The sequence below is a fragment of the Pseudomonas sp. RIT-PI-r genome, from assembly GCF_001297015.1.
Classification (GTDB): Bacteria; Pseudomonadota; Gammaproteobacteria; order Pseudomonadales; family Pseudomonadaceae; genus Aquipseudomonas.
The window spans coordinates 860,344-884,288 of the sequence record NZ_LIGE01000025.1 but is presented as its reverse complement, the minus strand read 5'-3'; the positions used below and the strand labels follow the sequence as shown (position 1 = coordinate 884,288).

Below are 23,945 nucleotides of genomic sequence, written 5' to 3'. Positions count from 1 at the left end.
CCGATCAGGAGTACGCCACCATGTTCACCTTCTTCGAAAGTCCGCTGCACGTTCTGCATCTGTCGAGCAAAGTCCTCGTCGTCGGCCTGATCATGTTGCTGGCCGGCATCTTTGGCGCCTACCTCTACAACGGTCACATGCCGATTGCCCTGCTGGTAGCGATGCATGCGCTGACCATCCTCGGCCCGACCCTGATCAAAATCGGCTACGTCATGCGCCTGCTGGCGCAATACCGCCTGCGCGGGCCACGACTGGTCCCGCAAGCTGCCTGACTCCCACAGGTTTATGGGGTGCCCACAAATCCCGATGACAACTGAAATCACTGTGGGAGCTGGCTTGCCAGCGATGAGGCCGTTCCCTTCAACATCAATGTTGCCTGACCCGACGCCATCGCTGGCAAGCCAGCTCCCACAATGATTGGTGGTGTTTTTGAGAGTCAGCGTCGCTCAGCGACGATCAGTAGCGCCTGCGGCACCGGGCTTTGTGGGTGTTGGGGTTCCTGCAGGCTGATCAGGCGGAAGCCGGCCATGTCCAGCGCATTGCACCAGCTCGACAACGTGCGGAAATACCACGGCATCGGCTGCCACTGGCCTTTGAACCCGGCGAACGATTCTTCGCGCCAACCATCCTGATAATCGCCTGCCGCTGCCGCCCATGGATGCAATGTCTGAATCACCAGCGCACCACCGGGAACCAGCAGCACATTCATCGCGGCCAGTAGAGGAATAATGTCCTGATGCAGCAGCGAGAAATTCGCGCAGATCAAATCGAAGTCACAACCGATATCAACCTTGGCTTCGACCAGCGAGTCGTAGTCGGCGACATGCACGGTTGGAGAACCGGCCAGACGCGCCGCTTCAACCAGCGTCGCATCACCGTCCACGCCCACCGCAGCAATGCCCAGGTCCGCCAGCGCCCGCAACAACCAGCCTTCGCCGCAGCCCAGATCCAGCACACGCTGCGGCTGGCGGCCCATGATCGCCAGCAGAATTGCCTGATTGGTCACCTGTTGACGGCTTTCGATGGCGCCGCTGCGGATTACCTCGATCCAGGCATCAGCGTTGTCGTGCCAGCTCTGCAACAGGCTGGATTCGGGGGAGGGCATGGCGGATTCCCGACGATTGAAAAAACCAGTATGGACGCTGATCGCAGGTGCGCCGCTAGGGCTTGTAGATCAGTGCATCCACCACAACCCCGAACGCCGACGAATGCTCACGACGATTCGGGTAATAAAGATGATAGCCGGCAAAGGGCTGGCACCAGTCCTCCAGCACCCGCACCAGACTGCCGTCGGCCAGATTCCCGGCGACCATGTCTTCGGGCAGAAACCCCAGACCGCATCCCGCCACCGCTGCGCGCAGAATCGGCACACTGCTGTTGAACGTCCATTGCCCTTCAACGCGCGCCTTGAGTTCGTGACCGTCCTTTTCGAAATCCCATTGCATCAGGCTGCCATGCGTCGGCAGACGCAGATTGATGCAGTTGTGCGCGGCCAGATCACCGGGCTCCAAGGGTATTGGCCTGCCGTTGAAATACTCTGGCGAGCCGACAACCGCGATACGCAACGACGGACCGATGGGCACCGCGATCATGTCCTTGGCCACCTGATCGCCCAGCCGCACACCGGCGTCATAGCGTTGCGCAACGATGTCGGCGAGGGCGTAATCGACGGTGATTTCGACTTTGATGTCCGGGTAATCGGGCAATACCTTCAGCAGCTTCGGCCAGAGAATATTGTTCGCCGCATGCTCCGACGCCTGGATACGCACATTGCCGGCCGGGGTGTCACGAAACTCGCTGACCGCGGCCAGTTCCAGTTCGATCTCGTCAAAGCGTGGCGCCATCGATTGATACAAGCGTTGACCGGCCTCGGTCGGGGAAACACTGCGCGTCGTTCGCGTCAGCAGGCGCACACCCAGTCGGCTTTCCAGTGCACGCATGGTGTGGCTCAACGCCGACTGCGAAACGCCCAGTTGCGCGGCAGCGCGGGTAAAACTGCCTTCGCGAGTGATGACCACGAAGGCTTGCAGGTCGTTGAGGTTGGCGCGGGACATTGATGAGAACCTCTCATGAGGGGCGCGGGATTAATCCATGTAAGCAGGTCGCGCACGGATGCGCGACCCTCAAAGCGCTCATCACAGGGTGCGTGCGTAGAACTCGCTCAGTTTGCCGATCGCCGCATCGACATAACGCGGCACCCAATAGGTTTCGATATGCGTGGCGCCGTCGAGGATAAACACTTCCTTGTCGGTCGTGCCGGTGGCTTTGGGGAACGCATCCTGAGTCATGTATAGGCTGTCGGCCTTGCTGCCGGCGATCATCAGCAACGGTTGGTTGATCAACTCGATCTGATCGGTAGCGTCGAACCGCATCAAGTCGATCAGGCTGCTGGTGGTGTATTTGAAGGTCGAGTTCGGGTGCGCGTGAGTCTTCCAGTAGTACTCGTAGCCTTGGCGATACAGTTCGAAGGGCAGTTTCGCGATCTGCTCATCGGTGAGGTTGGCATCACCGGAATACAACACCGTGCCGCCGGCCGCTTCTTGCGCGCGGGCTTCTGATGCCTGTTGCAGACGTTGCTGGATGCTGTCGATTTGCGAGTCGTTGTAGCCGTTGCGGCGTACCCGGCCCGAGTTGAACATGCTCACCGTCGCCAGCGATTTGAAGCGTTTGTCGGTTTGCGCCGCCGCCAACGAATAACCACCGCCGCCACAGATGCCGAGCAGGCCCAGACGCTTGTCATCGACGCCGGCAAACTGACTGATGAAGTCGGCCATGCCGTGGATGTCTTCGATGCGATATGGCGGGTTATCGATGCTGCGCGGCTGACCACCGCTGGCGCCCTGATAGGCCGCATCGGCGGTGATAGTGATGTAGCCCTGTTCGGCCAGGCGCTGGGCATACAGACCGGCGACTTGTTCTTTTACGCCGCCATTGGGGTGTGCGATGACCACGGTCGGGTAGGTCTTTTTCGCGTCGTAATTGGCCGGGGTGTAAACGTTGGCGGCGATGTCCAGACCGTTGAGCTTGTAGCTGACCGGGTGGATGTTGACCTTGCCCGCTTCGTTCTTGCTGATCGCGCCGTCGTAGGCGAGGGTGAACGGGTTCTTTTTGTAGTCGGCGGCCAAGGCTTCGCCGCCCGAGAGGCCGACCAGTGCCGACATGAGCGTGGCTTTGAGGGTGTTTTTCACGTGAAGCTCCTGAGCAATAAAAAGGGCGGCAGTTCAAACGAAGGGCGGGTCAATCCAGCTGTTTTTCTTTGAGGAATTGCGCCACCAGGTCAGCGATCTGCACGTTGTTCAGATCCGACATGGGGAAGTGGGTGTTGCCGTGGATGCCAATCTCCGGCAGATGGATCAGGCGCACATCGCCGCCGTGGCGATTGACCGCATCACGCCACAGGCGGGCCATCTTCAGGCGCGCGCGCCAACTGTCCTGCGCGGGCAGGTCGACCGCCTGTTCAGGGATGTTGTCGCCGTAGAGGATCAGAATCGGAATGCGCGTCAGGGCCATGAACTGCTCCATCGGCACCGCTGCGCCTTGCACCGTGTCGAACGCGCTGGGGACCGGCGCCGGCACTTCACCTTCGGCAAACACGAAACTACTACCCGGCTCGAACGCCACGATGGCTTTGACCTTGTCGTTTTTGATCGCTGTCAACCAGCCCGGCCCGCCACCCTGAGAATGTGTAAACAGGATGCCGGGGCCGATTTTATCGAACAGCGCCGACACACCATCAGAGACCACGCCCATGTCGAACGGTCCGGTGTTCGGCGTCATCGCGCGGAAAAACTGCTCGCGGGTCTGGGCGTCCTGTGCCACTTGCACGCCGTTGAAGTAGCGGGGCCACAGGCCGATGCGGAACTGGTTGAACCACAGTTGTTCGTCCGGCACCGGTTTGATTGTGGTCTCGACCATGCTGCGCCCGGCGTCGCCACGCCGTGGTTGATCGATCAGATAAACGCCGTAGTGGCGACGCAGGAAAATGTTCTGAAAACCTTCGCGGCCATCGGCGGTGGTTTCCCAGGTCTTGGAAAACTGACCCGCGCCGTGCCACATGACGATGGGCAGTTTCCGCGCGTCGGCCGGGATCTGGTAGAACGCGTAGGCGTGATCACCGTGATAGGTCTGACCGTCGGGCATCATCGGTTTGCGTGGATCGAATGTGCCCGGCGCGGTGGTCATCGTGCCGCCAGCGGCGAAACTGCCTTGCTTCTGAATCAGCAACGGGCCTTCGGGATGGTTCGCACACGCGGCCAATGCGCCGAACAGGGTGATCCCCAGCAGATGTTTTGCCGATTTCATGTCATTTTCCCGAGGCCGCGACGGCCTGGGTCAGCGCGGCGTTGGCCCGCTCAGTTGTCTGCGCATCGCCATGTTTTTTCAGCAGTTCGGTGACTTGGCGCAACTGTGCCGCGCTGAGCCCGACGCGCAGGCTCGCCGCCATGTGCGAGCGCAATTGCGATTCCACGCCCGGCGTCGCTGCCAGCGCGCCGACGGTGGCCAGTTCGCGGCTTTGCCAGTCGAGGTTGTCGCGCTCGAAGATATCGCCGAACAGGTGGGTTTGCAGAAACTGGTTGGCCACCGGCGCGAACTCGAATACCGGGCCTTTGACCGGCGCACCGGAGATCTTCGTTTGATTCGCGGTGCCGGCGGCCAGCAGCTCATCACCGACTGGAATTGCCCGGCTCGGCTCACGCCCCGGCGCATCTTCGATGCCGCGTTGTTTGCGCGCCTGCACCACGGTCATCAGCTCGTTCAAGGCATTTAGGCTGCGCGGGAAACCGACGTAGGCGTAAAGCTGTACGAGAATCTCCCGGGTTTCGCTGATGCTCAGGCCAGCATCGAGACCTTGATTGAGGGCTGCGTTGAGGTTGGGCATGTCGCTGGTCGCCATGAACGCGGCGATCAGTGGAATGGTTTGTTGTTTATCCGACAGTGCTGCTGTGTTGTTTGGCGTGCTGGTCATGGTTTGCGATGCCTCGGCTGCTTGAGTGGTAACGCTGAATATCGCCCCGACGCTCAGGCAGAGCGCCATGAGTGCGGGGAGGGCAGTGCGGTTGCGTGCGTCAGTGTTCATCGTGAAAGGCTCCATCCATTGCAGGTCACTGCGGTGTCGCTGGATCGTACGGAGGATGGTTGGGGCGATTAACCCCGAAAATGCGCATGGACTCCTGAGTAGTACTCATGAGTGGGCTTTGCAATTACCGCTGAAATCCCGGCGTAACCCCGCAGCTGCGGGGCTTTGAGGTCGTGTGGCAATTTCTGGGACAGTGCCGGGCGAGATGCTTCGACACATTCCGTAACTTCATTGGCCTGCGTATTGCGCCTCTGAAACCTGTTCTGCCCAAGTGACGGTCTTGCCATCCTCGGCTTCAGCGATGGCGATGTGGGTCATGCCGTTGCTGGCGGAGGCGCCATGCCAATGGCGGGTATGCGGCGGGATCCAGACAATGTCGCCCGGGCGAATCTCCTGACGCGGGCCACCTTCTTGCTGCACATAGCCGACGCCAGCAGTGACAATCAGCGTCTGGCCCAGCGGATGGGTGTGCCACGCCGTGCGTGCGCCGGGTTCAAAGGTCACCGTGCCGCCACCGATGCGCGCTGGCAGTTCTCCTTTGAACAGGCCATCGACGCGTACGGAGCCGGTAAAGTTTTCCGCTGCGCCCTTGATCGAGGGCTGAGCGCCGTTCGGGGTAATGCGGATTTCGCTGGCGGCCCCGGCCTCCGCGGTCATGAGCGACAAGGCAACAAATGGTGCAATTAATCGATTCATTGGATGAACTCCGGTCAGACAGTGAAGTGATCCGTGCAGGGAATCGCCGTGGCAGGGCAAGTGATCGCCTAGCCCTTGAGAGGGTTATCCGATAGCCAGCCGTTTACGCGTTCCATGGTTCTGCGCTCCTGCTCGCCCTCCATTACAAAACCTTCGATCAGCCTGGCATTGGGCGCGTGCTGTTCGAGGACACTGCGGCTATTGCCCAAACCATATCCACCATGGGTGTTGAAGGGGATGAGGGTCTTGCCGGTCAGGTCGTGGGTGCTGAGAAAGGCACGCACGATCGGTGGGGCGGTTTCGCCCCAGATCGGAAAACCCAGATAGATCGTGTCGTAGTCGCTGAGGGCGTGAACCCTGTTTTGCAGCTCGGGTTCGAAGCCGCTGTCGCGCTCCTGACGTGCCTGCTCCACGGTTTGCAGATAGTCCTCGGGGTAGGCGTGGGCCGAGCGAATCTCGAACAGATCGGCACCCAGTCCACGCTGAATCAGCCCAGCGACCACGCGGGTATTACCCGAGCGCGAGAAGTACGCGACCAGAATCCGCGAGCCTGAGCGCGGTGTTTCACTGGCACTCTGCGTGTCGGCGAGCGACAGCAGCGGGGCGCTGGCCAGTGCGGCGATTACCGTGCGCCGCAGCGGATCGTGATCGTGGCTCATCGGCCGACGCGCGCCTTGAGGGCCTCGGGATAACGCTCGCCTTCGATGCGAATCTGCGCCAGCGCCGTATCAATGGCCTTGAGTTCGGCGGCGTCGAGGGTGATGTCCGCGCCGCCGAGGTTTTCTTCCAGGCGATGCAGTTTGGTCGTCCCCGGAATCGGTACGATCCACGGTGCCTGCGCGAGCAGCCAGGCCAGCGCGATCTGCGCCGGTGTGGCTTGTTTCTGCGCGGCGATCTGACGAATCAACACGACGAGGCCCTGATTGGCTTGCAGCGCGGACTGGCTGAAACGCGGGACGATGCTGCGGAAGTCATCGCTGCCGTAAGTGGCCTCGGCCGACACCGTGCCGGTGAGAAAACCTTTGCCCAATGGGCTGAACGGCACGAAGCCGATGCCCAGCTCCCAAAGCGTCGGCAGGATTTCCTGCTCGGGCTCGCGCCACCACAGCGAATATTCGCTTTGCAGCGCCGTGACCGGTTGCACTGCATGGGCACGGCGAATGGTTTGCGCACCCGCTTCCGACAGGCCGAAGTGCTTGACCTTGCCTTCGCCAATCAGATCTTTCACCGCGCCGGCGACGTCCTCGATCGGCACGTCCGGATCGACGCGGTGCTGGTAAAGCAAATCGATGTAGTCGGTTTTCAGTCGGCGCAACGAACCCTCGACGGCCATTCGAATGTGCTCGGGGCGGCTGTTGAGAATCTGCTGCTTATTGTCATCGCCGAAGGTGAAGCCAAACTTGGTGGCGATGACCACTTGATCACGAACCGGCGCCAGCGCTTCGCCGACCACCTGCTCGTTCAGGTAAGGGCCGTAGACCTCGGCGGTGTCGAAGAACGTCACGCCTCGGTCAACGGCTGAGCGGATCAGTGCGATGGCTTGTTGGGTGTCCGTGGCCGGACCGTAGCCATGGCTCAGGCCCATGCAGCCAAAGCCGAGGGCGGATACTTCGAGTGAACTGTTGCCGAGTGTGCGCTTGTGCATGTCGATCTCCCGTTGGGCGTGGGGAGAACAGTAAGCGAGGTGACTGGTGAGGACTAGACGGGTAAAACGGGATGGCTTGATGAGTTCTGTTCATTAATCGACAGAGGGGGGCAAACGCGAAAGTGAGGGGGTAACCCCTCACTTATTCGGTCAGGTGATTATTGCGGGATGCGCAGTTTGTCCAGCAGATGGTTGACCAACAGCTCGTTCAGCATGATCACCTGTTGCAGCGCCAGCAGCGGTTTGCGCTCCGGGCCGCCTATTGAGTTGGCGATGTTACCGGCCATGGAGTGGGCGTAGGAAAGCGACTCACAGGCTTCGACCAACAGGGTTTCTTCATCCAGCGTAGGGTCGACAAGGTAGACGGGGCGAAACGGGGGCGAGCTTGGTGGAGCACCCAGGGCTTCGGGTCGCAGGTAGTAGTCGAGGGCGCGGTCGGTGGCTTCTTTGACCTTTTGCGGATTGAGCGCGGGGTCGTGAGGGATTGGATCGGTGGGCGGTGGATTTGGCGTGATTTTGAACATGGATGAAACTCCTATCGCAGTTTAAGGAGCCATCACTCTCGCTACCAAACGAGTGGGTGGTGGCCATACGCGGGTTGGTAGACCGGCTGCAATAGGAACCCGGCGCTCACGAGTGAGCCCCACGCATGACTACCATTGAACTGAGCCTCCACAAAGACACAGCACTGGGTGTTGTCACACGGCTATTACAGACGGGCTACCAAACCCGATCACTGTTTTGCAGTGACAGGCAAACGATATAGCCCGGCCCATAGCCGTGTAAGCCGGCGGATTCTGGCGTACGCGTAGGTAACGGCGCAAGGTGTTGTAGGGAGGATGGCGTAACGGTTTGTGTGCTTTAAACGTGATAACCGGATGACGTTTACCTAAGTACGAAGTTGAATGGTCAGAGTCCAAACCAGGGCACCTTCTGGACTACAGGTTTGTACTCCACGCCCTACGACTGTTCCAGATTCCACCGACTTGCCCGTCTGAACGCAGAATTCTATTGTTTGCTGCACAGAGCTTTATCAAACCAGTCAGTCAGTATTCAGAGGCTACGATGGCCACCACCGGAAAGAACGACAAACCTTCCAAAAAAAAATCTGTTCGTGAAGAGCTGACATTTCTTGATGTTCGGCAAGCCGCGCGTGATGGGCGAAAAGTTTTCAGAAAATTTCTGATCACTGGCAGGCTGCCTTAGAGGAGGTGTGACATGAATCGATTGACCGGCGGCTGCCTATGCGGCGATGTCCGTTTCGAAGTGACAGGTCAGCCCTACCGCGTCGGCATCTGCCACTGCCTCGACTGCCGCAAGCGCCATGGCGCGCTGTTCGGCACCTCGGCCATATTTCCCGAGGATGCGCTGAAAGTCACCGGCGAAACCCGCGACTACAACGGACGCTTTTTCTGCCCGCGCTGCGGCTCTCCGGTGTTCACGCGTTCGGCAGATGAAGTAGAGGTCAACGTCGGATCGCTCGATGAGCCTAATCAGTTCAAACCCACTTACGAACTCTGGACTATTCGCCGCGAGTCTTGGCTACCTGCGCTGCCACTGGCTCACCACTACGAGCGTGATCGCGAGAGCACGGAGCGCACCGAAGAATAATTGCAACCCTCAGCCGACCTTTTTGGGACCACAGCTAGCCTGCTAGCGAATGCGCTAGGTCAGCCAACACCTTCTTTGGCTGACCCGTCGCCATCGCCAGCAGGCGGGCTCCTACAAGGGATTGGTGTGGATCACAGAGTTGCGGGTTGGCACAAAACACTGTGGGAGCTGGCTTGCCAGCGATAGCGGTAGGTCAGGCAACAAGGATGTTGAATGTGCCGCCGCCTTCGCTGGCAAGCCAGCTCCCACAGGGGGAGTGTATGGCTGCCGCTCAACTCAACCGCGAATAAAGGCCAACATCAGTCAACACCTTCTTTGGCTGACCCGTCGCCATCGCCAGCAGGCTGGCTCCTACAAGGGATTGGTGTGGATCACAGAATTGCGGGTTGGCACAAAACACTGTGGGAGCTGGCTTGCCAGCGATAGCGGTGGGTCAGGCAACAATGATGTTGAATGTGCCGCCGCCTTCGCTGGCAAGCCAGCTCCCACAGGGGGAGTGTATGGCTGCCGCTCAACTCAGCCGCGAATAAAGGCTAAAAGATCCGCGTTGATCGTTTCGGCCTCCGTCGTCGGCATCCCGTGCGGGAACCCCGGATATGACTTCAGCGTGCCATTGGGCAGCAACTTGGCCGACAACGGTCCAGAGTTCGCATACGGCACAATCTGATCATCCTCGCCATGCATCACCAGCACCGGCACCGTGACCTTCTTCAAGTCCTCGGTGAAATCCGTCTGCGAAAACGCCACGATCCCATCGTAGTGCGCCTTCGCCCCACCGATCATGCCCTGACGCCACCAATTGGCAATAATCCCCTCCGATGGCGTGGCCCCGGGCCGGTTGTAGCCATAAAAAGGCCCTGTCGGAATATCCCGATAAAACTGCGCACGATTCGCCGCCAACTGCGCCTGAAAATCATCGAACACCGATTTCGGCAACCCACCCGGTTTGCTTTCGGTCTGCACCATCAACGGCGGCACCGCACTGATCAACACGCCTTTGGCGACGTTGTCCTGGCCATGCCGGGCGATGTAATGAATCACCTCACCACCACCGGTCGAGTGGCCGACGTGCACGACGTTCTTCAGGCCCAGATGATTGACCACCGCCAGCGTATCGTCGGCGTAATGATCCATATCGTGCCCGTCCCAGACCTGGCTCGAACGCCCGTGCCCACGGCGATCATGGGCAACCACCCGGAAGCCTTTGCCGAGGAAGAACAGCATCTGCGCATCCCAATCGTCCGAGCTGAGCGGCCAGCCGTGGTGGAAGTGGATCACCGGCGCGTCTTTCGGGCCCCAGTCTTTGTAGAAGATTTCGACGCCGTCTTTGGTGGTGACAAATCCCATGTTCGCGACTCCAGACCAATGTGATGGATAACCCGCGCGGCAAGCGCGGACCGTTTTGCTCAGGATGGATTTCTGCTGCGCTGGCTCAGTGCGAGCCGTTATCAACTGTAGGATTAAAGTCGACATCTGCATGACCGGTGGTCGCAACGTCTGGCTTCGTGCGCAAATTAGGCTTTGCTGAAAGGGATAAGCCGAGGCGCGCGTAGGCATTGATGGCCACAGCGACGCCCCTTCAGAACACCGTGAGTCTGAGGAAATCCCCCGATGCTGACCTTGAATATCAATGGCAAGGATCAGGAGCTCGATGTCCCCGCGGACATGCCGTTGCTCTGGGTCCTGCGCGATGTCGCGCACCTGACCGGCACCAAATTCGGCTGTGGCATGGCCCAGTGCGGGGCCTGCACCGTGCACGTTGACGGGGCGCCATTACGCGCCTGTATCACGCCCGCAACCGCCGTAGCCCATGGACAAAAAATTCTTACCATCGAAGGCCTGTCCACCGACGGCTCGCACCCGGTGCAGCAAGCCTGGGCCGAACTCGACGTGGTGCAGTGTGGTTACTGCCAGTCGGGGCAGATCATGTCGGCCGCCGCCTTGCTGGCGAAAATCCCCAAACCCACCGACAGCGATATCGATCAGGCGCTCTCCGGCAATATCTGCCGCTGCGGCACCTATCCGCGCATTCGTGCGGCAGTGAAGCGTGCTTCGGAAATCGGCTGATTTTGCGGGGAGATAGACGATGAACAGTCCTGTATCGCGTCGGGGTTTTCTCAAAGGCAGTGCCGTGTTGGGCGGTGGGTTGGTGGTGGCGTTTGTCGTCCCCGGCGGCCACAAGTTTGCCTATGCGGCCGAAAATGAGGGCAAGGTTTTCGCGCCAAATGCGTTTTTGCGCATCGCGGCGGACAACAGCGTCACCGTGTTGCTCGGGCATTCGGAGATGGGCCAGGGCATCTGGACCGGCCTGACCATGTTGATTGCCGAGGAACTGGACGCGGATTGGTCGAAGATCCGCGTCGAACACTCGCCGGCGTCAGCGGCGGATTACGGCATGCCGGGGTTTGGCGGCATGCAGATTACCGGCGGTTCGACGTCGACGTGGATGGAGTTTGATCGCTATCGTCTGGCCGGCGCGACGGCGCGGCAGATGTTGGTGGAGGCGGCGGCGAAGCGCTTTGAGGTCGCACCGTCAACCATTCGTACCGAATCCGGTGTGGTGATTGCGGGCGATAAACGTGCAACTTATGGCGAGCTGGCGGACGCCGCCGGACAACTGCCGGTGCCGGATCCGAAGTCGATTACTTTCAAGGAGGCCAAAGACTGGAAAATCATTGGCAAACCGACCAAACGCCTCGATACGCCGGAAAAAATCACCGGCCGCGCCAAGTTCGGAATGGACGTGCAATTTGAAGGTTTGATGACTGCGATGGTCGCCCGTGCACCGGTGTTCGGCGCCAGTGTGAAATCCTTCGAAGGGGCTGAAGCGCTGGCGGTGCCGGGCGTGCACAAAGTGCTGCAAGTGCCGACGGGCGTGGCGGTGATTGCCGATCATTACTGGGCAGCGAAGCTGGGTCGTGATGCGCTGAAGATCGATTGGGATCTGGGCCCGCATGCGGATCTGAGCAGCGAGAAATTGCTGGCGAGTTTCCGCAAACTGGCCGCCACGCAAGGCACGTCGGCGAGTCAGGCCGGGGATGCCAAGGGCAGTTTTGGCAAGGCGGCGAAGAAGATCGACGTCGAATACAGCGTGCCCTATCTGGCTCACGCGCCGATGGAGCCGCTCAACTGCACGGTGAAGATCAGTGCCGAGAAATGCGAAATCTGGACCGGCACACAGTTTCAGACGCTCGATCAAATGGTCGCCGGCAAGATCACCGGGCTGAAGCCGGAGCAGGTCGAAATCCACACGGAATTTCTTGGCGGTGGTTTTGGACGCAGGGCCAATCCGACGCAGACTTTGTCGCCGAAGCGGGGCAAGTGGCGAAAGCCGCCGCCATGCCGGTAAAAACCGTGTGGTCGCGGGAAGACGATATTCGCGGCGGTTACTACCGCTCGATGTTCCTGCACCAGGCCAAGATCGGTTTGGGCGCGGATGGTTTGCCGTCGAGTTGGCAGCATGTGTTGGTCGGGCAGTCGATCATGGCCGGCACCATGCTGGAAAAAACCATGGTCAAGAACGGCGTTGACGCGACGTCGGTCGAAGGCGTCTCTGACAGCCCTTACGTCAAAGGCCTGGCCAATCATCAAGTCGATCTGCATTCGCCGCAGACCGGGATCAATGTGCTGTGGTTGCGCTCGGTAGGCCATAGCCACACGGCGTTTGTCATGGAATCGCTGATCGATGAAATGGCCACGGCGGCCGGCAAGGATCCGGTCGAATACCGACGAACGTTGCTCAAGGATCATCCTCGGCATCTGGGTGTGCTCAATCTGGCGGTTGAAAAAGCCAACTGGAAAGCGCCGCTGCCGGATGGCCATAGCCTCGGCGTGGCGGTACACGAATCATTCGGCAGCTACGTCGCCCAGGTCGCCGAGGTGTCGCAGGACAATCTGAAGATTCGCGTGCATCGCGTGGTTTGCGCCGTGGACTGCGGGATTGCGGTGAACCCGCAGAGCATCGCTGCGCAGATGGAGGCGTGCATCACCTTCGGCCTGGGTATGGCGCTGCACAGCAAACTGACGCTCAAGGACGGCGCGGTGGTGCAGTCCAACTATCACGATTATCAGGTGCTGCGGCTCAACGAGATGCCGGTGGTCGAGGTGCATATTGTGCCGAGCAGCGACAAACCCGGCGGCATCGGCGAGGCCGGTGTGCCGCCGACCGCGCCAGCCGTGGCCAACGCCGTGTTCGCCCTGACCGGGCAACGTCTGCGTGAGTTGCCGCTGCAACTGTCGGGGGTGTGAGATGAAGCGACATCTAGTGTTGGGCACGGTGATTCTGTTGGGACTGGGCGGTTACGCCTCGGATCTGTTTGCCGATGATCAGGAAGCCTTGAAAGCCTTTGGTACGGTGCAGAAAGTCTTCCAGAGCCCGCGTTGCCAGAACTGCCACATTCCCGGGGATGCGCCGCTGCAGTTCGACGCCGGCATTCCCCATGCGATGAACGTGGTGCGCGGCATGGACGGCAAGGGCGCCGCCGGTTTGCCGTGCGCGACCTGTCACGCGGAAAACAATCCGCCGGCCAGTTACGGCCCGCATGCGCCACCGGGGGCGCCGCATTGGAGCCTGCCACCGGCGGCGCACAAAATGGCCTGGATCGGCCTGCCAGCGGACAAACTCTGCGCGATGATCAAGGATCGCTCGAGCAATGGTGATCGCGATTTTGCCGCGCTGATCAAACACGTCAGCGAAGACAAACTGGTGCTGTGGGGCTGGAACCCCGGAGCAGGGCGCGCGCCCGTGCCGGTGCCGCACGATATTTTTGTCGCGCAATTCAAGCTGTGGGCCGATGCCGGCGGGCCATGTCCGGTGGCGGGGATCTGATGAGAAGAACTCACGCGGATTTAACGCTACGCTGAAGAGCATTGATGCCAACGGAGTGTGCGAATGCTGGTTCCTGGAAAACCCGCCAATGAGGATAAACGTCTTCAAGCGCTGCACGGCCTTGACCTGCTTGACTCGGCGCCGGAGGAGCGGTTCGACCGACTGACACGGCTGGCCAAGCGCCTGTTCAACGTGCCGATTGCACTGGTGACGCTGGTCGACAAGGATCGTCAGTGGTTCAAGTCCTGCGTGGGCCTGGATGCCACTGAAACGCCACGGGATGTTTCGTTCTGCGGCCACGCGATACTGCAGAACGAACTCCTGCTGGTGCCCGATGCCCGTGAGGATGTGCGCTTTCATGACAATCCGCTGGTCACTGGTGCGCCGAATATCCGCTTCTACGCCGGTTACCCATTGACCGTGCCCAACGGCAATAAAATGGGCACGCTGTGTCTGATCGACACCAAACCCCGCGAACTCGACGATGAAGAGCGCGCGTTGTTGCGCGACCTGGCGGAAATGGCCGAGCAAGAACTGACGGCTGTGCAGATGGCGAGCATGGACGAGCTGACGCTGCTGTCCAATCGCCGCGGTTTCAAGCAGTTGGCCCAGCATGCGCTGGACGCCTGCGCCCGGCTTGATCGGCCCGCGACGTTGCTGTTTTTCGATCTCAATGACTTCAAACAGATCAACGATCTGTATGGGCATGCCGAGGGTGACAGTGCGCTGAAGACTTTCGCCGACGTGCTGCGCATTGCCTTTCGCGAAAGCGATGTGGTCGGGCGTTTGGGCGGGGATGAGTTTGTTGCGCTGCTGACGGGGTCGAGCCATATCGAAACCACGACGATCATGGCGCGGCTCAAGGAAATCCTCGAAGAGCGTAATGCCACGCTGCACCGGGGCTATGCGATTCGCTTCAGCGTCGGCCAGATCGAATACGACGCCAAACGCCATGAGACCGTGGATCGGCTGCTGGCGGATGCTGATGGCGCGATGTATGCGCACAAGCAGGCACTGAAGGGTTGTTAGTTCGGGCCTCATCGCTGGCAAGCCAGCTCCCACAGGGATCTGCAGTGAACCGGGATTTTGTGAACACCCGAGAAACCTGTGGGAGCTGGCTTGCCAGCGATGGCGTCCGCACATTCAACATCGTCATCGGCTGACCCACCGCCATCGCGAGCAGGCGCACTCCTACAATGGTGTCGGGTGTTTTCAAAATCCCGGTTCACCACAAATCCCTGTGGGAGCGAGCCTGCTCGCGAAAGCGTTGGGTCAGGCAATGAACAGGGGACTGAATGGACGCCATCGCGAGCAGGCTCACTCCCACAGGGGGGCAGTGTTGCAGGCATAAAAAAACCCGCCTGAAGAGGCGGGTTTTTTATCGGCTAAGCGAAGATCACTCTTCGATGTTGCCCATGGCGGTGGTGTTGAAGCCGCCGTCGACGTACATGATTTCACCGCTGATGCCCGACGCCAGGTCGGAGCACAGGAAGGCGCCGGCGTTGCCGACTTCGTCGATGGTGACGTTGCGACGCAGCGGGGTTTGCGCTTCGTTGGCGGCCAGCATCTTGCGGAAGTTCTTGATGCCCGAAGCTGCCAGGGTACGGATCGGGCCAGCCGATACGCAGTTGACGCGGGTGCCGTCCGGGCCCAGGGAGCCGGCCAGGTAACGTACGCCAGCTTCCAGCGAAGCCTTGGCCATGCCCATCACGTTGTAGTTCGGCATGGTGCGCTCGGCGCCCAGGTACGACAGGGTCAGCAGGCTGCCGTTGCGGCCTTTCATCATTTCGCGACCGGCTTTGGCCAGGGCCACGAAGCTGTAGGCGCTGATGTCGTGAGCGATGCGGAAACCGTCACGGGTGGTGGCTTCGGTGAAGTCGCCGTCCAGTTGGTCGCCCGGGGCGAAACCAACGGAGTGGACGATGCAGTCCAGGCCATCCCACTTCTTGCTCAGTGCTTCGAAGACCTTGGCGATTTCTTCATCGCTGGCCACGTCGCACGGGAAGCACAGCTCAGGGCTCGAACCCCAGCCTTGGGCGAATTCTTCAACACGACCTTTCAGTTTGTCGTTCTGATAAGTGAAGGCAAGCTCAGCGCCCTCGCGATGCATGGCGGCAGCGATGCCGGATGCGATGGACAGCTTGCTGGCGACACCGACGATCAGTACGCGCTTACCGGCGAGAAAACCCATGTGTTGCTCCTCTTTCAGGTTATTGCGCAGTGGCTGGTGCCAAAAAAGCGGCTTCCAGCAACTGCTGTGTATACGGATGTTGGGGGGCGGCAAAAATACTTTGCGCGTCTCCCTGTTCGACCACTTGGCCATGCTTGACCACCATCAACTGGTGGCTCAGCGCTTTGACGACAGCCAGGTCATGGCTGATAAACAAATACGTCAGGTTGTACTTGGCTTGCAGTGAACGCAACAGCTCCACCACTTGCCGCTGCACCGTGCGGTCGAGCGCCGACGTCGGCTCGTCCAGCAGGATCAGCGCCGGTTTCAGCACCAAAGCCCGGGCAATGGCGATTCGTTGCCGTTGCCCACCGGAAAATTCGTGGGGGTAGCGGTGCCGGGTTTCCGGATCCAGACCTACCTCCTTCAATGCCGCAATAATCGCCGCTTCCTGTTCCTCGGCGCTGCCCATCTTGTGAATCCGCAGGCCTTCGCCAACGATATCGCTGACGCACATGCGCGGGCTCAGGCTGCCAAACGGGTCCTGAAACACCACCTGCATCTCCCGACGCAACGGGCGAACCTCGTTCTGCGTCAGGCAGTCTAGCTGCTTGCCTTCAAAGCGGATCGCGCCTTTGCTGCCGATCAGCCGCAAAATCGCCAGACCCAGCGTGGATTTGCCGGAACCGCTTTCCCCCACAATCCCCAAGGTCTGACCCTGAGGCAGGCTGAAATTGATGCCGTCCACTGCCTTGACGTGATCCACCGTGCGCTTGAGCAGGCCTTTCTTGATCGGGAACCAGACTTTCAGGTCCTCGACTTCAAGCAGCGGCGCGCCGATTTTATTGCTCGCCGGGCCTCCGCTGGGCTCCGCGCCGAGCAATTCCCGAGTGTACGGATGCTGCGGCGAACGGAACAGCCCTTCGCACGATGCCTGTTCGACGATGCAACCGCGCTGCATGACACATACGCGATGCGCAATTCTTCGCACCAGGTTCAAATCGTGACTGATCAGTAACAGCGACATGCCCAATCTGGCCTGCAATTCCTTAAGCAAATCGAGGATTTTCAGCTGAACGGTCACGTCCAGAGCGGTGGTCGGCTCGTCGGCAATCAGCAGTTCCGGCTCGTTGGCCAGCGCCATGGCGATCATCACGCGCTGGCGCTGACCGCCGGACAATTCGTGGGGCAGGGCCTTGAGGCGCTTGTGCGGCTCGGGGATGCCGACCATCTCCAGCAGCTCCAGCGTGCGCTTGGTCGCGACTTTGCCGGTCAGGCCCTTGTGGATGCCGAGCACTTCGTTGATCTGCTTCTCGATCGAATGCAGTGGGTTCAGCGAGGTCATTGGCTCCTGAAAAATCATTGCAATGCGATTGCCGCGAATATGGCGGATGGTCTTTTCGCTCATCCCCAGCAGATTTTGCCCGGCGTAATTGATGCTGCCGGCCGGATGGCGGGCCATCGGGTAGGGCAGCAGGCGCAGAATCGAGTGCGCCGTAACTGATTTGCCCGAGCCGGATTCGCCGACCAACGCGAGGGTTTCGCCACGCTTGATGTCGAAACTCACGCCTTCAACGACCCGGTGTACGCGCTCGCCGAAACCGAATTCGACGGCGAGGTCGCGCACTTCGATCAGATTGTCCTGATTCATTTCACTTCCTCGGGTCGAAGGCATCGCGAGCGGACTCGCCGATAAACACCAGCAAACTCAACATCAACGCCAACACGGCAAAGGCACTCATGCCCAGCCACGGCGCTTGCAGGTTGGATTTGCCTTGGGCGACCAGTTCACCCAGCGACGGACTGCCGGCCGGCAAACCGAAACCGAGGAAGTCCAGCGCGGTGAGGGTGCCGATGGCGCCGGTGAGGATGAACGGCATGAACGTCATGGTCGAGACCATCGCGTTGGGCAGGATATGGCGGAACATGATCGCGCCGTTCTGCATGCCCAGCGCCCGCGCCGCGCGCACGTATTCGAGGTTGCGGCCACGGAGGAACTCGGCGCGCACCACGTCGACCAGGCTCATCCACGAGAACAGCAGCATGATCCCCAGCAGCCACCAGAAATTCGGCTGCACAAAACTGGCGAGAATGATCAGCAGGTACAGCACTGGCAGCCCCGACCAGATTTCCAGAAAACGCTGCCCGGCCAGATCAACCCAGCCGCCATAGAAACCCTGAAGGGCGCCGGCAATCACGCCGATAATCGAACTCAACACGGTCAAGGTCAGCGCAAACAGCACGGAAATGCGGAAACCGTAAATCACCCGCGCCAGCACATCGCGACCCTGATCGTCGGTACCGAGCAGGTTGTCCGCCGAGGGCGGGGCAGGGGCCGGGACTTTCAGGTCGTAGTTGATGCTTTGGTAGTTATAAGGAATCGGCGCCCACAGCACCCACGCATCCTTGGCCTTGAGCAGTTCGCGGATGTACGGGCTCTTGTAGTTGGCTTCCAGCGGAAATTCGCCGCCGAAGGTGGTTTCCGGGTAGCGCTTGATCGCCGGGAAGTACCAGTTGTTGTCGTAATGCACCACCAGCGGCTTGTCGTTGGCGATCAGTTCGGCACCGAGGCTCAGCCCGAACAGGATCAGAAACAGCCACAGCGACCACCAGCCACGCTTGTTGGCCTTGAACAGTTCGAAGCGGCGGCGGTTGAGAGGGGACAGGTTCATCTCAATGCTCCCGGCTTTCGAAGTCGATGCGCGGATCGACCAGGGTGTAGGTGAGGTCGCCGATCAGTTTCACCACCAGCCCGAGCAGGGTGAAGATGAACAGGGTGCCGAACACCACCGGGTAATCGCGGTTGATCGCCGCTTCGAAACTCATCAGGCCGAGGCCGTCGAGGGAGAAGATTACTTCGACCAGCAAGGAGCCGGTGAAGAAAATCCCGATGAACGCCGACGGGAATCCGGCAATCACCAGCAGCATGGCGTTGCGGAACACGTGGCCGTAGAGCACGCGGTGGCGGGTCAGGCCTTTGGCCTTGGCGGTGACCACGTACTGTTTGTTGATCTCGTCGAGAAAGCTGTTTTTGGTCAACAGGGTCATGGTCGCGAAGTTGCCGATCACCAGCGCCGTCACTGGCAATGCCAGGTGCCAGAAGTAATCGAGGATCTTGCCGCCGAAGCTCAGCTCATCGAAGTTGTTCGAGGTCAGCCCGCGCAACGGGAACCAGTCGAGATAACTGCCGCCGGCAAACACCACGATCAGCAGAATCGCAAAGAGGAACGCCGGGATCGCATAGCCGACGATGATCGCCGAACTGGTCCAGACGTCGAAGTGGCTGCCGTGTCGCGTGGCCTTGGCAATCCCCAGCGGGATCGACACCAGGTACATGATCAGCGTGCTCCACAGCCCCAGCGAGATCGATACCGGCATCTTTTCCTTGATCAGGTCGATGACCTTGGCGTCGCGGAAAAAGCTGTCGCCGAAATCCAGCTTGGCGTAGTTCTTGACCATGATCCACAGCCGTTCCGGGGCCGACTTGTCGAACCCGTACATGTGCTCGATTTCCTTGATCAGCGCCGGGTCCAGCCCCTGCGCGCCGCGATAGGACGAACCGGCCACCGACACCTCGGCACCGCCGCCGGCGATGCGGCTGGTGGCGCCTTCGAAGCCTTCGAGCTTGGCGATCATCTGTTCCACCGGGCCACCGGGCGCGGCCTGGATGATCACGAAGTTGATCAGCAGAATGCCGAACAGGGTCGGGATGATCAGCAACAGTCGCCGAAAAATATACGCCAGCATCTGATTACTCCGTGCCCACAGGGTCGGCTTGCAGTTTGGTTTCGACTTCTATCGCCGGTTTTGCGTTCGGCTTGACCCACCAGGTGTTGATGCCGATGTCATACTTGGGTGAGACCTTCGGGTGACCGATGTGATTCCAGTAAGCCACGCGCCAGGTCTTGATGTGCCAGTTGGGCACTACGTAGTAGCCCCATTGCAGCACGCGATCCAGTGCGCGGGCATGGGCCACGAGGCTTTTGCGCGAGTCGGCGTTGATCAGGTTCTCGACCAGTTGATCGACGATCGGATCCTTCAGGCCCATGGTGTTGCGGCTGCTGGCCTTGTCGGCAGCGGCGCTCATCCAGTATTCGCGCTGTTCGTTACCCGGCGAGTTGGACTGCGGAAAGCTGCCGACCATCATGTCGAAGTCTCGCGAGCGCACGCGGTTGATGTACTGCGAAACGTCGACGCGACGGATCACCAGATCAATGCCGAGGTCGCTGAGGTTGCGCTTGAACGGCAGCAAAACCCGCTCGAACTCGGTCTGCGCGAGTAAGAATTCAATCACTACAGGCTTGCCCGTAGCGTCGACCATCTTGTCGTCGACGATCTTCCAGCCGGCCTCTTGCAGCAGTTGATAGGCCTCGCGCTGCTGGGCGCGGATCATGCCGCTGGCGTCGGTCTTGGGGGGCTCGAACGCTTCGCTGAACACCTGCGCCGGTAGTTTGCTGCGGAACGGCTCGAGGATCGTTCGTTGATCAGCATCGGGCAGGCCGGTGGCGGCCATTTCCGAGTTCTCGAAGTAGCTGCGAGTGCGGAAGTAGGCGCCGTTGAACAGTTGTTTGTTGGTCCACTCGAAATCGAACAGCAACCCGAGCGCCTGACGCACCCGCACGTCCTGGAACACCGGACGGCGCAGGTTGAAGACAAACCCCTGCATGCCGGTCGGGTTGCTGTTGGCAATCTGCTCCTTGATCAACCGTCCTTCAGTGACGGCCGGAATGTTGTAGGCGTTGGCCCAGTTTTTTGCGGCCATCTCCAGCCAGTAATCGAACTGGCCGGCCTTCAAGGCTTCAAGGGCGACGGTGTTGTCGCGGTAGTAATCGCTGGTCATCGTGTCGAAGTTGTAGAAACCGCGATTGACCGGCAGGTCCTTGCCCCAGTAATCCTTGACTCGCTCGTAGCGCACCGAGCGTCCGGCCTTCACTTCGGCGACCTTGTACGGGCCGCTGCCCAGCGGAATCTCCAGGTTGCCCTTGTTGAAATCACGATCGGCCCACCAGTGCTTCGGCAGCACCGGCAACTGGCCGAGGATCAGCGGCAACTCGCGGTTGTTGCTGTGCTTGAACTTGAACAGGACTTTCAGCGGGTCTTCGGCGATCACTTCGGACACGTCGCTGTAGTAGCCGCGAAACATCGGCGAGCCTTCCTTGGTCAGCGTGTTGAAGCTGAACACCACGTCGTCGGCGCGCACCGGGTGGCCGTCATGGAAGCGTGCTTCGGGGCGCAGGTAGAAGCGCACCCAGCTGTTGTCCGGGGCCTTTTCGATTTTGCCGGCGATCAGGCCGTATTCGGTGAACGGCTCGTCAAGGCTGTGCTTGGTCAGGGTGTCGTAGATCTGCCCGATGTCATCGGCCGGCACGCCTTTGCTGATGAACGGGTTGAGGCTGTCGAAGCCGCCGAATCCGGCCTGACGGAACACGCCGCCCTTGGGCGCGTCGGGATTCACATAATCGAAATGCTTGAAATCGGCCGGGTATTTCGGCGGCTCGTTGTACAGGGTCACGGCGTGTTGCGGGGCGGCAAAGGCCAGCCCGGCGAACAGTAAGCCGCTGGCCTGGACGAGCAGGGCGCGGATAGGGTTCATCGATCTTTCTCCGAAGACTTCAGCCACCACGCGCTCAAGCCCAGGGTGAAGGGCGGCGTAGTGACGAAGGCCAACCGGTTGCGGTAGGCCAGACGGTGATAATTGAGGTACCAGTTGGGAATGCTGTAGTGCTGCCAGAGCAGCACGCGGTCGAGCGCCTTGCCAGCGGCGACCTGCTCGTCGCGAGTGCGCGCGGCAAGCAACTGTTCGAGCAGGTGATCGACCACCGGGTTGGCGATGCCCGCGTAATTTTTGCTGCCCTTGACCCCGACCTGACTGGAATGGAAATACTGCCACTGCTCAAGGCCCGGGCTTAAGGTCTGGTTGAGCGTCATCGAGATCATGTCGAAATCAAATTGATCGAGGCGCTGTTTGTACTGCGCCCGATCCACGGTGCGCAGGCGCGCGTCGATGCCGATGCTGTTGAGGTTCTCGATGTAGGGCTGGTAGAGGCGCTCCAGGTTCGGATTGACCAGCAACAGCTCGAACCGCAGCGGTTGGCCTTCAGCGTTTTGCAGGCGCTGCCCGTTGAGCTTCCAGCCGGCTTCGGCGAGCAACGCCAATGCCTTGCGCATGGTTTCCCGGGGAATGCCGCGACCGTCGGTTTTTGGCAGAGTGAACGGTTCGATGAACAGCTTGGCCGGCAGTTGTTCCTTGTACGGCTTGAGCATCAGCCATTCCCCCCCGACCGGCAGGCCGGAGGTTGTGAATTCACTGTTGGGGTAGTAACTGGTGGTGCGCTTGTAGGCATCGCTGAACAGTGCGCGGTTGGTCCACTCGAAGTCGAACATCAGGCCCAGCGCTTCGCGGGTCTTCACATCGGCGAAGGTGGCGCGGCGGGTGTTCATGAACAGGCCCTGACTCTGGGTCGGGATCTGATGCGGAATCTGCGCCTTGATCACGTCGCCACGGCGTATCGCGGGGAAGTTGTAGCCGTTGGCCCAGTTCTTCGCCTGATGCTCGATGTAAATGTCGAATTCGCCAGCCTTGAACGCTTCGAAGGCGACATCGCTGTCGCGGTAGAACTCGACTTCCATGCGATCGAAGTTGTACTTGCCGCGATTGACCGGCAAGTCCTTGCCCCAGTAATCCTTGACCCGTTCGAAGATCAACTGCCGGCCCGGCGTGACCGAGGTGATGCGATACGGCCCGCTGCCCAGTGGCGGTTCGAAGGTTGTGGCCTTGAAGTCGCGGTCTTTCCAGTAATGCTGCGGCAGCACCGGCAATTCGCCGAGGCGCAGAATCAAAAGTGGATTGCCGGAGCGCTTGAGCACGAAGCGAATGCGCTGTTTGTTGAGAATGTCGACCCGCAGCACTTCCTGCAGCGCGGTGCGGTACAGCGGATGACCGTCCTTGAGCAGCGTTCGATAGGAGAACGCCACGTCATAAGCGGTGATCGGCGTGCCGTCGTGGAAGCGCGCCTCGGGACGCAGGTTGAAGACGACCCAGCTGCGATCTTCGCTGTATTCCACCGATTGCGCGATCAAGCCGTAACTCGACGCGGGTTCGTCACCGGATGGCGAATACTGGCCGGTGCCGACCATCAGCGGCTCGTTCAGCTCGTTGATGCCGTACTGAAGGAAATTCGCTGTGGTGACCGGGCTGGTGCCCTTGAACGTGTACGGATTGACCGTATCGAAGGTGCCGAACGCCATCACCCGCAACGTACCGCCCTTGGGCGCTTGCGGGTTGACCCAGTCGAAGTGGGTAAATCTGGCCGGGTACTTGAGCGTGCCGAACTGCGCATAACCGTGACTTTCGGTAATCGTCGCGCTTGCGGTTGAGCTCAAGGCCAGGCTGATCAGGAGCAGGAGGAGGGGACGCTTCAAGTCAGATCCGATCCAAGCGGCTTGGGCTTTGTGGGCCGTACAGTAACAGCTTGTCTGGGCAGGAAAAAGATGTGGGTTAATGCGCGGTTAATCGTTTGCGCGAAGAGCCCCTCACCCTAACCCTCTCCCGGAGGGAGAGGGGACTGATCGTGGTGTCTGGGCGAATTGCACCGACGTGTTGCACCGAGTCGAACTCAAGTTTTCAAAAGCCCCTCACCCTAACCCTCTCCCGGGGGGAGAGGGGACTGATTGCGGTGTCTGGGCGAATTGCACCGACGTGTTGCACCGAGTCGAACTCAAGTTTTCAAAAGCCCCTCACCCTAACCCTCTCCCGGGGGGAGAGGGGACTGATTGCGGTGTCTGGGCGAATTGCACCGACGTGCTGCACCGAGTCGAACTCAAGTTTTCAAAAGCCCCTCACCCTAACCCTCTCCCGGGGGGAGAGGGGACTGATTGCGGTGTTTGGGCGAATTGCGCCGACGTGTGATACCGAGCC

The 23,945-nt window shown here is 60.2% G+C and carries 21 protein-coding genes and 1 pseudogene; 6 read left to right on the top strand and 16 right to left on the bottom strand.

What is annotated here, in order from left to right; genetic code table 11:
* Positions 1–20 precede the first annotated feature (20 nt).
* Positions 21–272 carry a hypothetical protein gene (locus tag AK821_RS15645; protein ID WP_064390503.1) on the top strand — a complete coding sequence of 84 codons (252 nt, stop codon included), beginning with the start codon at positions 21–23 and terminating at the stop codon, positions 270–272.
* A gap of 164 nt (positions 273–436) precedes the next feature.
* On the opposite strand, the gene AK821_RS15640 is transcribed toward AK821_RS15645, so the two are convergent.
* The 9 genes from AK821_RS15640 to AK821_RS15600 form a co-directional block, all read right to left on the bottom strand.
* The gene (locus AK821_RS15640; RefSeq protein ID WP_064390502.1) at positions 437–1,105 is read right to left on the bottom strand and encodes a class I SAM-dependent methyltransferase; all 669 of its coding nucleotides are present in this window, start codon (positions 1,103–1,105) and stop codon (positions 437–439) included.
* Positions 1,106–1,160: 55 nt separating this feature from the next.
* Positions 1,161–2,054: a LysR family transcriptional regulator gene (locus AK821_RS15635; RefSeq protein WP_064390501.1), complete on the bottom strand. Its 894-nt coding sequence runs from the start codon at positions 2,052–2,054 to the stop codon at positions 1,161–1,163.
* Positions 2,055–2,135: 81 nt separating this feature from the next.
* Positions 2,136–3,188 (bottom strand): alpha/beta hydrolase, encoded by a 1,053-nt coding sequence (locus AK821_RS15630; protein ID WP_064390500.1) that lies wholly within the window; start codon positions 3,186–3,188, stop codon positions 2,136–2,138.
* 49 nt (positions 3,189–3,237) lie between these two features.
* On the bottom strand, positions 3,238–4,182 hold the full coding sequence (locus tag AK821_RS15625; protein ID WP_177330958.1) for an alpha/beta hydrolase: 945 nt from the start codon (positions 4,180–4,182) through the stop codon (positions 3,238–3,240).
* Between the two features lie 121 nt (positions 4,183–4,303).
* Positions 4,304–5,077, bottom strand: a complete 774-nt coding sequence (locus AK821_RS15620) for a carboxymuconolactone decarboxylase family protein (protein ID WP_064390498.1) — start codon at positions 5,075–5,077, stop codon at positions 4,304–4,306.
* A gap of 228 nt (positions 5,078–5,305) precedes the next feature.
* The gene (locus AK821_RS15615; RefSeq protein WP_064390497.1) at positions 5,306–5,773 is read right to left on the bottom strand and encodes a (R)-mandelonitrile lyase; all 468 of its coding nucleotides are present in this window, start codon (positions 5,771–5,773) and stop codon (positions 5,306–5,308) included.
* Between the two features lie 68 nt (positions 5,774–5,841).
* Positions 5,842–6,432, bottom strand: a complete 591-nt coding sequence (locus AK821_RS15610; protein WP_064390496.1) for a flavodoxin — start codon at positions 6,430–6,432, stop codon at positions 5,842–5,844.
* Positions 6,429–7,418 carry an aldo/keto reductase gene (locus AK821_RS15605; protein WP_064390495.1) on the bottom strand — a complete coding sequence of 330 codons (990 nt, stop codon included), beginning with the start codon at positions 7,416–7,418 and terminating at the stop codon, positions 6,429–6,431. The genes AK821_RS15610 and AK821_RS15605 overlap by 4 nt, the downstream gene beginning before the upstream one ends.
* Positions 7,419–7,576: 158 nt before the next feature.
* Positions 7,577–7,942, bottom strand: a complete 366-nt coding sequence (locus AK821_RS15600) for a DUF6124 family protein (RefSeq protein WP_064390494.1) — start codon at positions 7,940–7,942, stop codon at positions 7,577–7,579.
* Between the two features lie 694 nt (positions 7,943–8,636).
* Here AK821_RS15600 and AK821_RS15595 point away from each other — a divergent pair.
* Positions 8,637–9,029: a GFA family protein gene (locus AK821_RS15595; RefSeq protein WP_008086717.1), complete on the top strand. Its 393-nt coding sequence runs from the start codon at positions 8,637–8,639 to the stop codon at positions 9,027–9,029.
* Between the two features lie 516 nt (positions 9,030–9,545).
* Here the strand turns inward: AK821_RS15595 and AK821_RS15590 are convergent.
* Positions 9,546–10,376 (bottom strand): alpha/beta fold hydrolase, encoded by an 831-nt coding sequence (locus AK821_RS15590; RefSeq protein WP_064390493.1) that lies wholly within the window; start codon positions 10,374–10,376, stop codon positions 9,546–9,548.
* Positions 10,377–10,640: 264 nt separating this feature from the next.
* Between AK821_RS15590 and AK821_RS15585 the strand changes: the two genes are divergently transcribed.
* The 4 genes and pseudogenes from AK821_RS15585 to AK821_RS15570 all read left to right on the top strand — a co-directional run bounded on the left by AK821_RS15585 (position 10,641) and on the right by AK821_RS15570 (position 14,886).
* The gene (locus tag AK821_RS15585; RefSeq protein ID WP_003224136.1) at positions 10,641–11,096 is read left to right on the top strand and encodes a (2Fe-2S)-binding protein; all 456 of its coding nucleotides are present in this window, start codon (positions 10,641–10,643) and stop codon (positions 11,094–11,096) included.
* A gap of 19 nt (positions 11,097–11,115) precedes the next feature.
* Positions 11,116–13,277 (top strand): annotated as a pseudogene (locus AK821_RS15580) (molybdopterin cofactor-binding domain-containing protein).
* A 1-nt stretch (position 13,278) separates the two neighbouring features.
* The gene (locus tag AK821_RS15575; protein ID WP_064390492.1) at positions 13,279–13,857 is read left to right on the top strand and encodes a hypothetical protein; all 579 of its coding nucleotides are present in this window, start codon (positions 13,279–13,281) and stop codon (positions 13,855–13,857) included.
* Positions 13,858–13,920: 63 nt separating this feature from the next.
* On the top strand, positions 13,921–14,886 hold the full coding sequence (locus tag AK821_RS15570; protein WP_064390491.1) for a sensor domain-containing diguanylate cyclase: 966 nt from the start codon (positions 13,921–13,923) through the stop codon (positions 14,884–14,886).
* A 367-nt stretch (positions 14,887–15,253) separates the two neighbouring features.
* Here the strand turns inward: AK821_RS15570 and fabI are convergent, their stop codons facing one another.
* Genes fabI through AK821_RS15540 form a run of 6 tightly spaced genes read right to left on the bottom strand, consistent with a single transcriptional unit; the run spans position 15,254 to position 23,449 of the window.
* Positions 15,254–16,048, bottom strand: a complete 795-nt coding sequence (fabI, locus tag AK821_RS15565; protein ID WP_007910591.1) for an enoyl-ACP reductase FabI — start codon at positions 16,046–16,048, stop codon at positions 15,254–15,256.
* Positions 16,049–16,067: 19 nt separating this feature from the next.
* The gene (locus AK821_RS15560; RefSeq protein WP_064390490.1) at positions 16,068–17,678 is read right to left on the bottom strand and encodes an ABC transporter ATP-binding protein; all 1,611 of its coding nucleotides are present in this window, start codon (positions 17,676–17,678) and stop codon (positions 16,068–16,070) included.
* A gap of 1 nt (position 17,679) precedes the next feature.
* Positions 17,680–18,699, bottom strand: coding sequence for an ABC transporter permease (locus AK821_RS15555; RefSeq protein ID WP_064390489.1), 1,020 nt, complete (start codon positions 18,697–18,699; stop codon positions 17,680–17,682).
* Position 18,700: 1 nt separating this feature from the next.
* A complete protein-coding gene (locus tag AK821_RS15550) occupies positions 18,701–19,774 on the bottom strand; it encodes a microcin C ABC transporter permease YejB (RefSeq protein WP_008088514.1) in 1,074 nt (357 codons plus the stop codon).
* Between the two features lie 4 nt (positions 19,775–19,778).
* Positions 19,779–21,620 carry an extracellular solute-binding protein gene (locus tag AK821_RS15545; RefSeq protein ID WP_064390488.1) on the bottom strand — a complete coding sequence of 614 codons (1,842 nt, stop codon included), beginning with the start codon at positions 21,618–21,620 and terminating at the stop codon, positions 19,779–19,781.
* Entirely contained in the window at positions 21,617–23,449 is a 1,833-nt protein-coding gene (locus AK821_RS15540; protein WP_064390487.1) for an extracellular solute-binding protein, read from the bottom strand. The genes AK821_RS15545 and AK821_RS15540 overlap by 4 nt, the downstream gene beginning before the upstream one ends.
* Positions 23,450–23,945: the final 496 nt, after the last annotated feature.

Bases quoted from the DNA above. Each gene is read 5' to 3' on its own strand.
- AK821_RS15645 (WP_064390503.1), top strand. From the start codon at position 21: ATGTTCACCTTCTTCGAAAGTCCGCTGCACGTTCTGCATCTGTCGAGC.
- AK821_RS15640 (WP_064390502.1), bottom strand. From the start codon at position 1,105: ATGCCCTCCCCCGAATCCAGCCTGTTGCAGAGCTGGCACGACAACGCT.
- AK821_RS15635 (WP_064390501.1), bottom strand. From the start codon at position 2,054: ATGTCCCGCGCCAACCTCAACGACCTGCAAGCCTTCGTGGTCATCACT.
- AK821_RS15625 (WP_177330958.1), bottom strand. From the start codon at position 4,182: ATGACCACCGCGCCGGGCACATTCGATCCACGCAAACCGATGATGCCC.
- AK821_RS15620 (WP_064390498.1), bottom strand. From the start codon at position 5,077: ATGAACACTGACGCACGCAACCGCACTGCCCTCCCCGCACTCATGGCG.
- AK821_RS15615 (WP_064390497.1), bottom strand. From the start codon at position 5,773: ATGAATCGATTAATTGCACCATTTGTTGCCTTGTCGCTCATGACCGCG.
- AK821_RS15610 (WP_064390496.1), bottom strand. From the start codon at position 6,432: ATGAGCCACGATCACGATCCGCTGCGGCGCACGGTAATCGCCGCACTG.
- AK821_RS15605 (WP_064390495.1), bottom strand. From the start codon at position 7,418: ATGCACAAGCGCACACTCGGCAACAGTTCACTCGAAGTATCCGCCCTC.
- AK821_RS15600 (WP_064390494.1), bottom strand. From the start codon at position 7,942: ATGTTCAAAATCACGCCAAATCCACCGCCCACCGATCCAATCCCTCAC.
- AK821_RS15595 (WP_008086717.1), top strand. From the start codon at position 8,637: ATGAATCGATTGACCGGCGGCTGCCTATGCGGCGATGTCCGTTTCGAA.
- AK821_RS15590 (WP_064390493.1), bottom strand. From the start codon at position 10,376: ATGGGATTTGTCACCACCAAAGACGGCGTCGAAATCTTCTACAAAGAC.
- AK821_RS15585 (WP_003224136.1), top strand. From the start codon at position 10,641: ATGCTGACCTTGAATATCAATGGCAAGGATCAGGAGCTCGATGTCCCC.
- AK821_RS15575 (WP_064390492.1), top strand. From the start codon at position 13,279: ATGAAGCGACATCTAGTGTTGGGCACGGTGATTCTGTTGGGACTGGGC.
- AK821_RS15570 (WP_064390491.1), top strand. From the start codon at position 13,921: ATGCTGGTTCCTGGAAAACCCGCCAATGAGGATAAACGTCTTCAAGCG.
- fabI (WP_007910591.1), bottom strand. From the start codon at position 16,048: ATGGGTTTTCTCGCCGGTAAGCGCGTACTGATCGTCGGTGTCGCCAGC.
- AK821_RS15560 (WP_064390490.1), bottom strand. From the start codon at position 17,678: ATGAATCAGGACAATCTGATCGAAGTGCGCGACCTCGCCGTCGAATTC.
- AK821_RS15555 (WP_064390489.1), bottom strand. From the start codon at position 18,699: ATGAACCTGTCCCCTCTCAACCGCCGCCGCTTCGAACTGTTCAAGGCC.
- AK821_RS15550 (WP_008088514.1), bottom strand. From the start codon at position 19,774: ATGCTGGCGTATATTTTTCGGCGACTGTTGCTGATCATCCCGACCCTG.
- AK821_RS15545 (WP_064390488.1), bottom strand. From the start codon at position 21,620: ATGAACCCTATCCGCGCCCTGCTCGTCCAGGCCAGCGGCTTACTGTTC.